Below are 13,382 nucleotides of genomic sequence, written 5' to 3' on the forward strand. Positions count from 1 at the left end.
CAGCGCCTGTTTTTTATTGCAGAATGACTTGCAAAAGTAGTTTATTTATGCTATACTAGCAATGAAAATAAAAATCAAATAATCATTTTTACTACGTTATGAGGAAAGTAATCCCGACTCTCCTTCGTATGTCAGTAGTGCCGCGCACTATTTTTTTTAGTTTAGTTGTGTTGGCTGGCATTCTCATTATTGGTGTACACCCGGCTCTTGCCGTTGATAGTGGCTATGAAAGCTTAGCAGTTGATACTGGCGCTGGCATTATATCGGTACGATTGATACGAATTAATCTGAAGAGCGAGGGTCTCGGCGTGAAATCGTTAACTACGTACGATGGCGATTGCAAGGACAATTGCCCGGTCCAATCGTTGGGGACTTTTGTTCAGGAGGTAGGCGGATTTGCCGGTATCAACGGAAGTTATTTTTGTCCCGCTGATTATGCATCCTGTGCAAGCCAAGATGGATCGTATTTTTGGCTGTGGTATGATTCGGTTTCCGGCGCATTTAGTAATTCATACCAAAATCAATTTAATCGAGGTCCGGTCATTGCCTTTGGCAAAGATAATTCAACTCACTTTTTCCGCTATGCAAAAGATTGGCCGGGAAAAACGGAGTTTGAGTCTAGGACGGGGGTTGAGTTAGCTGCCGTCATTTCGAATGGTCCGGGGTTGATTTTCGAAGGTAATCTAATAGTTACGGATTCGGATTTGGATACGAAACAGCGCACGGTAAAATCAAACAGATCTGCCATTGCCTTTAAAGGGGATAACGTATATTTGGCGGTTGCCTCATCTGCTACGGTCATGGACCTGGGTCGGGCGTTGAAGGTGATGGGTATGTATAATGCGATGAATCTTGATGGTGGCGGCTCCTCAGCCTTGCATTATAATGGGAGCTATATTTTGGGGCCCGGTCGGAATATTCCGAATGCACTTGTTTTTACATCCACTGGTTCGACCGTGTCAGCTGCTCCACAACCGCGAGTGGCATCGGGTACTTCCTTCTTTGCCTATGACTCAACTCTGCGCTCTGGTTTCACCGTTTCAAGCGGTAATGTGCTGGGTGATAGCAAGGACGAAATTGTAACCGGGACAGCTTCCGGATTAGCGCCGCATGTGCGGGTATATGACGGCAAGGGAAATTTGCTCAAGCAGTTTTTTGCTTATGACTCTGGTTTGCGCAATGGCGTAAATGTGACTGCGTGTAATATTGACGGCGTTGGCTCGGATGAGATCGTGACTGCTCAAGGGCGCGGTGGATGGCCGTTGGTGAGGATATTTGATGGGTCGGGAAATCTCATTCGTAGTGGATTCTATGTACTCGATGGGAAATTTACTGGAGGGGTTAATTTAACCTGTGGTGACACTAATGGCGATGGTACTAGTGAAATTGTAGTAGGTGCGATGCGCGGCGGGGGACCGCAAGTGATGATTTATAATGAAGTAGGCCGGGCGCTGACAAATTTTATGGCTTATGATCCTGGCTTCCGTGGCGGAATCATGGTATCTACCGCCGATGCCGATGGCGACGGGAAAGATGAGATAATCACCGGTCCGCAAACCGGCGCACCACATATTCAAATATTTCAGGTGCGCAACGCTATCAAACGATTATCCCCCGGATTTTATGCATTCAGCACTTCCTATCGCGGCGGTGTGGCAGTAGCTGGGGTCGATACCAATGGCGATGGTAAAAAGGAAATTGTAGTGGGAGTTGGAGATAATGCTACCCCTTTTGTGAAGGTATATAATATTCGAGAGCAGTGGCAGGATGAATTTTTTGCCTATGCCACGACGTTTTTGGGTGGATTGCAGTTAGCTGGTGGGGACGTGGATGGGGACGGGAAGGATGAACTGCTCACCGTGCCACGCGGGGGCGGCGCACCGCAGGTGCGGATGATTAATTTATAATAGTAATAAGTTATGTCTATGTTTATACAATCACGTTTGTCCTCTAGCATTACTTTAGTAGTGGGTTTTTTGTTGGTAGGAGCGGTGGTAATTTTATTAGCTCCGGCTGCTGATGCTGCAACAAATATATCTGCCTGTGGAGTGCTCTCGACCGCCAATGAGACATATCTCTTAACTCAAGATGTGACTGCAACAGGAACGTGTTTCACAATTGCTGCGCATGGTATCACACTTGATTTACAAGAACACACCATTTATTATGGCACTGGATCGGCTACTCGAATGTACGGTGTGGCAATACCATCCTCGAGTGTTACTCGCCGCCCGTGGTTTCCTGACCCGAGTATTCCGAATAGTGCATTTGTAGGTGCTGATAATGTGACTATTCAGAATGGCATGATAGTTCAATTTGGTGATGGCACCGAATCTTACCCAATATATATTTGGGGCTCAGATAATACAACCATTACCGGTACCTTAACGCAATCCAACGGCGATGATACGGGTAATATTTATTTTAATTACAGCAGCGGAGCTACTGTTTCTGATAATTACCTCATCAATTTTTCTTCGGTTGTAACAAATCGACATCAAGGGCGCGATGTGATTGGATTTGAAGGAGGTAATGGAAATTTACGCATTCATAATAATTATATCTGGGGTGGACCGCAATATGGAATTCGGGTGCGTCAGGGATCCGCTACTCAGCCGGTATATATTTATGACAACTATATTAGCAATGATGGAATAGTAGCGAATCCTTATGCGATCGGGGTTTCAGTAAATAATGCTCGTGTTTATGGCAACACTATCACACCGAATAATGGTCGTGGTATTCATTTAGCAGGTGTCACGGGCGCTCAAGTATATAATAATACAATTTCAGTTAGCGAAGGGGCAAATCTAGAGTACAGCCCGGGCTGGACTCAAGGAATTAAGGTTGAAAATAGTTATTATGCTTCAATTCATGATAATGAGATTTGGGCTACTGCTGGCAATGGTTTTGGCCATGCCTATGCCCTTGATATAACGCATGATCCTAGCTCTGGCGCTCCGTCTAATAGTGAAATATTTGATAACACATTTGTTGCGATTACGTGGGATAATGATCGTACGGCTGCCGCGATACACTTGACAGGAGTGAATCCAAGTAGTGGCTTTGATATCCATCACAATGATATACAGGGGAACAACTATTTAGTTTTCGCTGATTACGATTCAGCCAGTGATGTACATTTTCGGTCAAATTCATTTTCCCAAATGGGCGAAGCTACCAATTTAAAATTCTTGTATTTTTATACTGGCAGCAAACCCTCTCAAGACTTATATTTCCTTGACTCTACTTATGATGTATGGATCAACCCAACTAATGCTGGATATCGGGCGGCCGGTGCAGATGTGAGTTATCATATACAGCAGTACATTTCACTTGCGGTGACCAACGAATCAGCAGTGCCGCTTGCGGGTGCTTCAGTGAGCATTCGTGATAACGCTGGTACCGTAGTTGGCAGCGGGACGACCGATAGTGAGGGTCAGGCACTATTTGCCGTGAAAACTAATTCATACGTAGGCAAACCGTTCGTCAGCACAGCGTTTACGCCCCATACTGTTTATGTGAGTAAAACTGGATTTAAAAGTATTGCCTATCCTGTCACGCTCTCTAGCTCACAGGCGGTGATAGTTGCTCTAGCAAGCATAACAGGTGGTGGCCAGTCATCTGCTGATCAAGAACTTTTTGATGATACGGCAGATCCGGTACCTTCGCCGTTACCTGCTCCCGGAACGAGCGTCAATCCTACACCCATGGCCTGGTCGCCTCGTTTGACGGAGTCAACCGCATCATTCTTTGCGTACCGGTCCGACGAGCGGAAGGGATATCAGGTTGCTGCCGGCAATGTGCTGCGCGATTATCGGGAGGAAATTATTGTTGGTACCACTTCGGGTATGGCGCCACATGTGCGCGTATTTGATAATGCTGGCAATGTACGCAGCCAGTTTTTCCCCTATGATCCTGGATTGCGTAATGGTGTGACCGTCACCGCCTGCAACGTCATGGGGAATTCGCTTGAAGAAATTGTTACGGCGCAAGATCGCGGTGGCTGGCCGTTAATTCGAATTTTTAACGGATTTGGTGAACGACTTCATGAAGGGTTCTTTGTTTTTGATGGAAAGTTTACTGGTGGTATCAACCTTGCCTGTGGCGATATCAATGGAGATGGCTTGCATGAAATTATTGTAGCGGCTCGGCGCGGTGGTGGGCCGCAAGTGATGGTGTATAGTGGCACTGGACGCATAATTGCAAATTTTATGGCGTATGATAAGGGATTTCGTGGCGGTATCAGTGTAGCCGCGGCTGATACTGATGATGATGGTATAGATGAAATAATTACCGGCCCGCAGTGGGGCGCTCCACATATTCAGATTTTTAACGTTTCCAGTGGTACCGGAAGACGGGATTCGCCTGGATTTTTCGCTTTCAATCGAGATTATCGTGGTGGCGTATCGGTTGCCGGTCTTGATACCAATGGCGACGGGACGAAAGAGATTGTTGTTGGAGTCGGGGATAACGCAACTCCCTTTGTCAAAGTATACTCAGGTCGTCAAGAGTGGCGCGATGAATTTTTTGCCTATGGCACCAGTTTTCTAGGCGGTGTACAATTAGCGGGTGGGGATGTTGATGGAGATGGAGCCGATGAATTGATAACGATTCCTCGAGGACGTGGGGCACCGCAAGTTCGAGTCATAGATTTAGATTAAAAATTAATTAATTTGTAAAGTTATGCAACGCAATTATTTCGTCATTTCAATTGTCTTGCTGATTGTTATCGGCGTTATACTTGGGGGTGTCTATTGGTATACACAAAATAACGGATTTATTGATCCAGCATTACTGTCATTTGGTGAGTCCAATAAACCAGTTGCCGCTACGCTCGCATATCAGCAGGGGACCGTCTTGGTGCGTGTAGACGGCGCAGATTGGGCGACCGTTGAGACGGACACCATTTTGCATGCTGGAGATCAGGTATCAACTGGCATCGACAGCAAGGCGATCATAGAATTTGAGAATGGCGACGTCATGCGTTTAGGATATACCACGGAAGTGGTGCTGACGGAATTGGGTACCAATCGGATGATTATTACCCAGCAGAACGGCGCAACCTATCATCGGGTGGCCAAGAATCCTAATCGTACGTATTCGGTGAGCAGCGATGATATGCTGGTGAGCGCATTAGGCACCGCTTTTGATGTGATTGATAGTGGTGATACAAAAACAGTCGGCGTCATTGAAAGTTCCGTGGTCGTCGATACTGATTTAGATAACGAGCAGGTACCCGAAGGGTCAAAAGCGTTAATAACCGAGACGAGCGACGATATTAGTGTGGCGGAAATTGATGCGGATTCATTACAAAGCGATTGGTATACGTGGAATAAGGAAGAGGATTCAAAGAAGACGGATGACCTCGGTGCATTTGAGCCGTATGCCGGGCCTACTCTGACCATTACCGAGCCGACGACCCCATTGGTGACCAGCACCACCTCGGTTCAGGTAGTTGGCACTGTCTCAAGCGACGCCACCGGTGTCACCATTAATGGTACGGCAGTTGCACTGGCTGAATTATCATTTGCTCATACAGTGTCGCTGATGGCCGGCAAAAATGTTATCGAGGTCATTGCTACTGATGCGGCGGGTGATCGTACCGTCAAGGAGCTACTCGTAACCGTTCCCAGCGAGACGCAGGCCACTCCATTGATCTTAACTGGTGAAACAACTACCACGGGCGTATCTTTGAAATGGAACCGATCCACCAGCAGTAGTTTCAGCCAGTACAAAGTGGTTCGGTCTACAACCGAGGCTGAGCCGGTCTATCCGGGCGCGGACGTTATCGCTGCGCTTCGTTCGGGAGAGGAACGTTTTACTGATACCTCCGGTTCAGCAGAAACAAGTTACTATTACCGAGTTTGTGAGCTCATGTCAGACGATGCAATTTTTTGCTCAAATGTGATATTTATGCGCGGGAAAGCTGCGGCGGCTGAGGAGGAAGAGGCTGACGAAGAGCGGGTTGGTATATTTTTATCAGGTACGGCTGGAAGTACGGGTATTACATTGAAATGGATTGTAGAAAATATCACCGTGACGAATGGATTTAAAGTTATTCGCAGTGATAAAGAAAATCCAAGTTATCCAGGAGACACCGCTGAGCGGGTGAGTGACTCGGCCGTCCGAAGTTATACCTGGACTCTCACTGACGGCAAGACCTATCATTTCCGGGTGTGCCAATATACTGAAAATGGCTGCACGGTCTACAGCAACGACGTTGCGGTGACTGCCACTGCACCAACTACCAGTGACTCTGTCAGCATAACCATGTCTGCTAAAGCTCAGGAAAATGGCGTGGGCCTTTGGTGGACCGACGCGTCAGACATTACCGGATTTAAATACTACAAGGTAGTCCGTTCAGAAACCGACGCAGATCTTCGCTATCCTGATGACGGGTATATTGCTGCAAAATCTGATGATGAGCTGAGCCACCTCGACTACAGCGCGAAAAAGGGTAAGGCGTATTACTATCGCATCTGCGCGGTGGGTAATGAGATATACTGTAGTAATGTGGTGCGCGTTACCGCTATCCATATCAATGCCGCTCCCGTGGCTGTCTCATTGACTGCAGTTGTCGATGGCGGTGCGGTCGTTCTCTCATGGACGCAGTCAAATGAAGCAGACTTTTCGGCGTATAAAATTGTTTGGTCCCAGACCGACAGCACTCCAACTTACCCTGATTCAAGCTATTTGAAGGCAATTTCTGATAAAAGTGAACGAAGTTATTCTGACACGGGCGCCGTGGTCGGACAGCGGTCGGCGGCGGTGACTATAACCAGCGGTACACATTACTACAGTGTTTGTGTGCTGGATTCACAAGGGCAAGTAGCGTGCAGTAATACGGTGACGGTCATTGCGGGAGTGGTGCAGTAAAATTGCAAAAACGAAACAGGCCGTCTTTTAGACGGTCTGTTTTTGTTCATGCATAATCAATCCCCAAAGCGGGCCCAAGGGGATTTGAACCCCTGGTCTCCTCCGTGACAGGGAGGCGTGTTAACCGGGCTACACCATGGGCCCACTTTGGGGACAGTCGGCAGGATTATTTGGAGATTTCTTTAACCAGCGCAGCAAATGAATCTGGATGGTGTTCAGCAAGATACGATAATGATTTTCGGTCTAGCTGGACATTAGCTTTCTTCAGCAGATTGATCAGACGGCTGTAGGAAACATTGTGTTCTCGTGAGCCAGCATTAATTTTTGTCGTCCATAGATTTCGGGCGGTTCGTTTCTTGACGCGGCGATCGCGATAGGCGTGGGCGCCAGCTTTTTTGACAGCGGTTTTCGCACGGCGAATAAGACTTTTGCGACCCCAACGAAAACCCTTCGTGCGTGCAAGTAATCGTTTTCGGCGATGAACATGACTAGTACCTCGTTTGACGCGCATAGGTTATCGATACGGAGTTAATTGCTTAATCGATTTTATCGCTTCAGTGGCGGCCACTGATTGGTCGCGACGTTTGCGGCGGGTGACCACTCCTGATTCGCGGGAATTGAAGTGATCCTGGCCTGCCGTACGTCGAATCAGGCGGCCTGAGCCGGTCTGTTTGATGCGTTTGGCAGTTGCTTTGTGGGTCTTGAGTTTTGGCATGGTAGTAGCTGAATTAGGTAGGTTATAGCTTAATAAGGATACTCAAAAAAGTCAACGGTTGGTAGGAAGGGGGAGTAGCCGTGATTATCGGCTATTTTTTCAATCCAATAATCATGAATAAGCGATTGCCCTGGCGGGAGACATTTTTTTCTACCGCTGCGCCGGGCAGTCCCTGGGCGAGATCGTCCACAAACTTTTTCATGATTTCCTGAGCGCGATCCGCATAGGCGCGTTCACGGCCGCGCAGAATCATTTCTACTTTTGCCTTGTCGCCTTTTTCGAGGAATTTGGCGGTCTGGCGGCGACGATTCTCTAAGTCGTGCGGTCCGATTTTTAGAGTGAGGCGAATGCCCTTGATTTCAACTTTTTTCTGCTTGGCTTTCTGTTTGCGTTCTTTCTTGTCGAGATTAAATAAGAACGCGCCATAGTTTGCGATGCGGCAGACGGGGGGCTGAGCCATGGGTGAGACTTCGATGAGATCGAGACCCCGTTCGATAGCAGTCGCGAGCGCTTGACTCGTTGACATGACGCCGAGCTGCTGGCCCTGTTCGTCAATGATTCTCACTTCAGGAACTTGGATCTGATGGTTGACCCGGTTGCGGCGGACAAACTTTGGTTTATGTACGTGGCGGATAGGAGTGGCAGTCAATGATTAAATAGATGGTGGAAGCGAGGGGTATTGCACCCCTGTCCATGATGTTCGCGGTATTCATTTCTACAAGTGTAGTTCGTTTGGATTTGGCAACCGCCTGGTAAAAGCGAACAAAAGTCCGGGCGGCTGTTCGTCACACCAATTGTCGAGAATACGCGGTGACGGCGCGCATTCCGTATCCCGAAAATGTCACTACGCTATACTATCGGGCGTTGTATAGGTAATGGCGGTTGGATGTATTATGCAACCGCGAGTGCCGGCATACGGAACGCCGAAGCGATCGTAGCCTTCACTTTTGAAACAAATGAATTGGCATTTGTATAGTGTTATCAGTTTGATTTACATCTCACGATAACAAGAGATGACTTGCCATGAATATCAACGTGCACCTGTCGATTTTTTCTGCTCCCAGGAGATAATGAGGGGACAACTACAGTTTTCCCCTCATGACTCTTGTTGAAAACCCTCCGCCTCAGGCGGATGGTTTTCGATACTTTTCACAAGCAGAGTGCGGTTATGCTTTCTGGCGCAGTGCCCGCTGGATGTCCCGATCGGTTTCACGCTTTTTGATAGCAGCGCGCTTGTCGAATTGCTTCTTACCTCGACACAATCCTAGTTTGACCTTGATGAAGCCGCCCTTAGTATAAACAGAAAGTGGCACTATTGTCAACCCTTGGGAGTGCTCTTTACCGATCAAAGAATCAATTTCTTTCCGGCGCATGATGAGGCTGCGCTCCCGAATTGGATCGAGCACATGGTTCTGACTGCGGGGGTATTTACTAATATGGGTATTCAATAATCGAAGCTGGCCGTTATGCGTAGAAACATATCCACCCTGCAGGCTCATATGCCCCAGTTTGGCAGACTTAACTTCCGGACCGGCTAATACAATACCCGCCTCGTATTCCTCAAGTACGTGGTAATCATGATAGGCCCGTTTGTTGGTGGCTAGGGTAGGCATAGGTCTGTAGTATAGTCGATATTGGCTGGTAAATAAATCTCGCCCGGCGTTATATCACGTCGGACGAGGTGCGAAAGCTCCGCTACGCCAGGAGGCTATTTTCGCGGAACGAAAGTTAGTCGCGCCACAGACTCAGTGTACTGATAGAGATTTTGGATATCTCGATAGAGTGCGCCATTGAGAATTGAGTATTCCACAAAGAGTGGAAATCCTTCAGAAAACATATGATCCAGTATAAGCGCGGTACAGAGCGCTGCATCGATCTGAGGGAGCGCTACGTATTCAGTCGGCGATCCATTATTCTTGAATCCAAGTTCGGCGATGAGGCAGCCGTTGCTATTACTCAGATAGATGCCATCGAGCGTAGGCCGTTGGGCGGGAATTAACATCATCATCTCATCCAGTAATGTGTCGGCGTGAATATGCCCAAGCTGGATCTGCGATAATTTTTTGATCGTCTTGGGAGGGAGCTGGATAAGGGCGCAGGCTTGCGTGTCGGCGTGAATGAGGGCGATCAGATGCTCCTGATCAATTGTTGACGCCTGGCTCGGCAAAGGATCAATGCATTGTTCGTGACTGATGACACACAAATCAACGCTTAGATACTGAAGAGTGCTATCAGACATACTGTCCTCCTGTTGGTGGGTATCGATAAGAAGGTGCAAAGTCCTTAATCCTAATCCTAGCTCCGCCGTTCGTCAAGCGCTGATTGTGCTATACTGTACCTATGCATTTCAAGAATTATATTGCGCAAAAAATTGAGCGGGTGGTGCGACAGCGGTGGCCCGAATTAGATGATTTGCCACGCATTGATTTGGCATATCCGCCGGAAGAGCGGTTTGGTGATTATACGACGACACTCGCGTTGCAATTAGCGCCTCGGCTAAAGATGAATCCGCTTGAAATTGCCAAGATAATTATCGCTGATTTGGGAAAAATTTCCGCAGTACGCCAAATGAGTGTGGTGGCGCCAGGGTTTATTAATTTTTTTCTTGATTCGCGCTGGTTAGCACGTCAGGTCGGCGAGATCACGTTGCGCAAGACCGCCGCGGTAAAAATCGACGTGGGCCATGGTCAGCGCGTCGTGGTCGAATATGTCTCGGCAAATCCAACCGGTCCCGTCACCATGGCTAACGGGCGCGGCGCTTTTTCCGGTGACACGTTGTCACGTGTTTTACGCTTTACCGGGTATCGAGTGAAGCGGGAATACTATCTCAATGACGTCGGGAACCAGGTTAATATTTTAGCTGAATCAGTGCTGCGCCGGTATTGGATCAATCAGGGCATTAAAATGGAATATCCGGATTATTGTTATCAGGGAGATTATGTGAGTGATTTGGCCCGGCGGATCAATGTGCCAAATTATACGCTCCAAAACGCGGAAAAAATTCAAGAAATCAAGGACAAAATTAAAGGTCGTATTCTGACGAAAATGGTTGTAGACATTGAGCGGCTATTAGAAAAGAAATTAAACGTTCATTATGATACCTGGTTTTCTGAAAAATCACTCTACACCTCAGGGCTCGTTGATCGCACTCTACAACAATTGAAAGAATTGCGCCTGCTCTTTAAGTTTGAAGGAGCAATTTGGTTGAAAATGAAAGATGCGGGGGAAAAGCAAGACCATGTCTTGATTAAGGCTGACGAACAGCCCACATATTTTTTATCAGAAATTGCGTACCTGTATGATAAGTTTATTCGCCGAAAAATCGATCGGTATATTTGGTTAATTGGTGCTGATCATCATGGTCATGCACAACGAATAAAAACCGCGCATCGCATGCTCGGGTTGCCTGGAATTGTAGATGTAATTTTGATGCAATTTGTTCGTCTCATCCGCAACGGCGAAGAGGTGAAGATGTCTAAGCGTGCCGGCACTTTCGTCACGCTGGAGGAGCTCGTGGATGAGGTCGGCGTGGATGCGGCGCGGTATTTTTTCCTTATGCACGATTTTAATTCGCATATGGATTTTGATTTAAATTTGGCAAAAAAACAGTCGAAAGACAACCCGGTGTATTATGTTCAGTATGCCCACACGCGTATCTGTAGTATACTGAAGAAAGCGAAGTCTTTGAAAACAGATGGTACGCAGCTCCTGCCAAAAGAAACCCATCCGTCAGAAGTACGGCTGATCAAGCAGTTAATCCGGTGGCCTGAATTACTCACCGATGTTGCCGTCTCTTATCAGGTGCACCGACTTCCGACCTATGCGACCGAACTTGCTACCGCGTTTCATGATTTTTATACTCAATGTCGGGTGATTGATGGCGCGACCGTTATCGGTCATCGACAGAAATTAGTTCGCGCGACGCAGATCATACTCCAACACGTTTTGGCAACCATGGGCATCACCGCCCCCGAAAACATGTAATCGCATTCACTATGAAGATAGGTATCGATTGCCGAACCATTCTCAATCCAAAGCTCGGCGAGCGCGCCGGGGTGGGGCACTATACGTACAATCTAGTGAAGCATCTTTTGCGTATCGACAAAACGAATACGTACTATTTGTATTTCGATCACCGCATCATGGACACGGGTGAATTTTCTCAAGCGAACGTTCACATCAAACAATTGCCATTTTCCCAATACAATAAGTTCTTGCCGTTTGCTTACTCTCATATGCTGATCTCGGCGTATTTATTGAAGCATAATCTGGACGTGTTTCATTCTCCGATAACCTCCGTACCACTAACCTATCCGAAGAAGACGGTGGTGACCGTTCATGACCTCGCCATTTATAAAAATCCGGCGTGGTTTCCCTCCCAAATTTTTAGCACTCGCTTATTAGTCCCGCGTGCCGTGAGTACGGCTGACCATATCATCGCCGTTTCCGAGAGCACCAAGCAAGATTTGAAGGAGCTATTCAATGTCCCGAGTCGCAAAGTAACGGTAACTCATGAGGGCGTGGATGTCCGTCCCGTTCGAGTGCATAATACGAAAATTGACAGCTTGGATCGGTTTAAGCTCGGTAAGCGGTTCATATTTTTCATGGGCACGCTGGAACCGCGTAAGAATGTATCGGCATTATTGCGCGCCTATAAGAAATTTCTCGAATCAGATGCGCGGTATCCGAAGGTGTCTTTTGCTCAGTATCAACTAGTTTTAGCTGGCGCAAAAGGTTTTAAGCATGAGGAAATTTTTGACTTGATCAGACAGCTTAAATTACAGCGCCAGGTCAAATATTTGGGGTATGTGACGCACAATCAAAAAATTGCCTTAATGAAGCGCGCCGCGTGTTTTGCCTTTCCCTCGAGTTATGAAGGATTCGGGTTGCCTGTATTAGAGGCGATGGCTCTCGGAACCCCCGTCATCACCAGTAATGTGTCGTCATTGCCTGAAATCGCCGGCAAGGCCGCGCTGCTGGTAAATCCGGAAAATGATCAAGAAATTGCCCGGGCACTGCAGAAATTACTCTCTGACCCTTCGCTCCAAAAGCGTTTAGGCTTGGTAGGAGAGAAACAGGCGGCGCGTTTTTCCTGGGATGAGGTCGCACGAAAAACGTTAGTGGTGTATAAGAAGGTTTAGACAAACTCGTGCTTATCTTACTGGTCGTGATTGCTGTTCCATTACTATTGATTGCCACCGGAATTATCCCACATCGGTTCCGTTGGCATGTATTGGGTATGGTTTGCATTGCGGCGGTGGTGATAACCATCGCTCGTGAGCAAACCTGGTTCGACATCGGCATTCGGTCAGATACACTTGTGCCCGCCGCGATCGGGTATGGAATTTTCGTTATCGTTGGATATGCCGCCATTCGGTGGTATAGCTCTCGCTTAGGTTTGTCTAAAGCTGAAAACTGGAAATCGGATAGCCACTTTCGTTATTTATTTATTCCCATCAGCCTTGCCCAACAATTTGTTTTTATGTCGTTTACCCTGACTCGACTTAAGGAAGTCTTGGGTATTGGATGGCTGGCAATTATTATGAGCGTGATTATTTTTACCCTGGCGCATGCTGGCTATGGGAATTGGCGGGTTCAGTTGCTGCTCGCATTAGTGGGCGGCGCAGGGTTTAGTGTATTATATTATTTTTTCCCAAACTTGATCATCGCGTCGTTGGCTCATATGGCGCTTAATCTGATAGCCGTATATTATGGATTTTTTACCACAACGGCTTCTCGAGCTGCCATCAACCAGTGACAAAAAACAACCTTTTTTGTATACTGTACC

The 13,382-nt window shown here is 47.4% G+C and carries 11 protein-coding genes, 1 tRNA gene and 1 other RNA gene; 6 read left to right on the forward strand and 7 right to left on the reverse strand.

Annotated features, from left to right (window positions below; translation table 11 throughout):
- Positions 1-128 precede the first annotated feature (128 nt).
- Genes HZC01_03735 through HZC01_03745 form a run of 3 tightly spaced genes read left to right on the forward strand, consistent with a single transcriptional unit; the run spans position 129 to position 6,879 of the window.
- The gene (locus HZC01_03735) at positions 129-1,907 is read left to right on the forward strand and encodes a phosphodiester glycosidase family protein (GenBank protein ID MBI5037784.1); all 1,779 of its coding nucleotides are present in this window, start codon (positions 129-131) and stop codon (positions 1,905-1,907) included.
- Positions 1,908-1,925: 18 nt separating this feature from the next.
- Positions 1,926-4,664, forward strand: coding sequence for a right-handed parallel beta-helix repeat-containing protein (locus HZC01_03740; protein MBI5037785.1), 2,739 nt, complete (start codon positions 1,926-1,928; stop codon positions 4,662-4,664).
- 22 nt (positions 4,665-4,686) lie between these two features.
- The gene (locus HZC01_03745; protein ID MBI5037786.1) at positions 4,687-6,879 is read left to right on the forward strand and encodes a FecR domain-containing protein; all 2,193 of its coding nucleotides are present in this window, start codon (positions 4,687-4,689) and stop codon (positions 6,877-6,879) included.
- A gap of 69 nt (positions 6,880-6,948) precedes the next feature.
- On the opposite strand, the gene HZC01_03750 is transcribed toward HZC01_03745, so the two are convergent.
- The 7 genes from HZC01_03750 to HZC01_03780 all read right to left on the reverse strand — a co-directional run bounded on the left by HZC01_03750 (position 6,949) and on the right by HZC01_03780 (position 9,833).
- A tRNA-Asp gene (locus HZC01_03750) sits at positions 6,949-7,023 on the reverse strand.
- A gap of 22 nt (positions 7,024-7,045) precedes the next feature.
- Positions 7,046-7,390, reverse strand: coding sequence for a 50S ribosomal protein L20 (gene rplT / locus HZC01_03755; GenBank protein ID MBI5037787.1), 345 nt, complete (start codon positions 7,388-7,390; stop codon positions 7,046-7,048).
- Positions 7,391-7,393: 3 nt separating this feature from the next.
- Positions 7,394-7,594, reverse strand: coding sequence for a 50S ribosomal protein L35 (gene rpmI, locus HZC01_03760; GenBank protein MBI5037788.1), 201 nt, complete (start codon positions 7,592-7,594; stop codon positions 7,394-7,396).
- Positions 7,595-7,685: 91 nt separating this feature from the next.
- Positions 7,686-8,243 (reverse strand): translation initiation factor IF-3, encoded by a 558-nt coding sequence (locus HZC01_03765; protein MBI5037789.1) that lies wholly within the window; start codon positions 8,241-8,243, stop codon positions 7,686-7,688.
- Between the two features lie 12 nt (positions 8,244-8,255).
- Positions 8,256-8,642: a transfer-messenger RNA gene (ssrA, locus tag HZC01_03770) on the reverse strand.
- 118 nt (positions 8,643-8,760) lie between these two features.
- Complete coding sequence (gene smpB / locus HZC01_03775) at positions 8,761-9,207, reverse strand: SsrA-binding protein SmpB (GenBank protein MBI5037790.1); 447 nt, start codon at positions 9,205-9,207, stop codon at positions 8,761-8,763.
- Between the two features lie 95 nt (positions 9,208-9,302).
- Positions 9,303-9,833: a hypothetical protein gene (locus tag HZC01_03780; protein ID MBI5037791.1), complete on the reverse strand. Its 531-nt coding sequence runs from the start codon at positions 9,831-9,833 to the stop codon at positions 9,303-9,305.
- Positions 9,834-9,934: 101 nt separating this feature from the next.
- Between HZC01_03780 and HZC01_03785 the strand changes: the two genes are divergently transcribed.
- From HZC01_03785 to HZC01_03795, 3 genes are read left to right on the forward strand one after another with little or no spacing between them, the layout of a single operon-like run.
- A complete protein-coding gene (locus HZC01_03785) occupies positions 9,935-11,578 on the forward strand; it encodes an arginine--tRNA ligase (protein ID MBI5037792.1) in 1,644 nt (547 codons plus the stop codon).
- An 11-nt stretch (positions 11,579-11,589) separates the two neighbouring features.
- The gene (locus HZC01_03790) at positions 11,590-12,735 is read left to right on the forward strand and encodes a glycosyltransferase family 4 protein (GenBank protein ID MBI5037793.1); all 1,146 of its coding nucleotides are present in this window, start codon (positions 11,590-11,592) and stop codon (positions 12,733-12,735) included.
- Positions 12,736-12,743: 8 nt separating this feature from the next.
- Entirely contained in the window at positions 12,744-13,352 is a 609-nt protein-coding gene (locus tag HZC01_03795; GenBank protein MBI5037794.1) for a CPBP family intramembrane metalloprotease, read from the forward strand.
- The last annotated feature ends 30 nt before the right edge of the window (positions 13,353-13,382 follow it).

It is taken from the genome of Candidatus Kerfeldbacteria bacterium (assembly GCA_016214565.1).
In the GTDB taxonomy this organism is placed as follows: domain Bacteria; phylum Patescibacteriota; class Patescibacteriia; order UBA10025; family JAHIVO01; genus JAXDBW01.

What these genes read in the sequence shown, in the direction of transcription:
- HZC01_03785 (MBI5037792.1), top strand. Translation starts at nt 9,935, where the DNA reads ATGCATTTCAAGAATTATATTGCGCAAAAAATTGAGCGGGTGGTGCGA.
- HZC01_03735 (MBI5037784.1), top strand. Translation starts at nt 129, where the DNA reads ATGTCAGTAGTGCCGCGCACTATTTTTTTTAGTTTAGTTGTGTTGGCT.
- HZC01_03790 (MBI5037793.1), top strand. Translation starts at nt 11,590, where the DNA reads ATGAAGATAGGTATCGATTGCCGAACCATTCTCAATCCAAAGCTCGGC.
- smpB (MBI5037790.1), bottom strand. Translation starts at nt 9,207, where the DNA reads ATGCCTACCCTAGCCACCAACAAACGGGCCTATCATGATTACCACGTA.
- HZC01_03780 (MBI5037791.1), bottom strand. Translation starts at nt 9,833, where the DNA reads ATGTCTGATAGCACTCTTCAGTATCTAAGCGTTGATTTGTGTGTCATC.
- HZC01_03740 (MBI5037785.1), top strand. Translation starts at nt 1,926, where the DNA reads ATGTTTATACAATCACGTTTGTCCTCTAGCATTACTTTAGTAGTGGGT.
- rplT (MBI5037787.1), bottom strand. Translation starts at nt 7,390, where the DNA reads ATGCGCGTCAAACGAGGTACTAGTCATGTTCATCGCCGAAAACGATTA.
- HZC01_03745 (MBI5037786.1), top strand. Translation starts at nt 4,687, where the DNA reads ATGCAACGCAATTATTTCGTCATTTCAATTGTCTTGCTGATTGTTATC.
- rpmI (MBI5037788.1), bottom strand. Translation starts at nt 7,594, where the DNA reads ATGCCAAAACTCAAGACCCACAAAGCAACTGCCAAACGCATCAAACAG.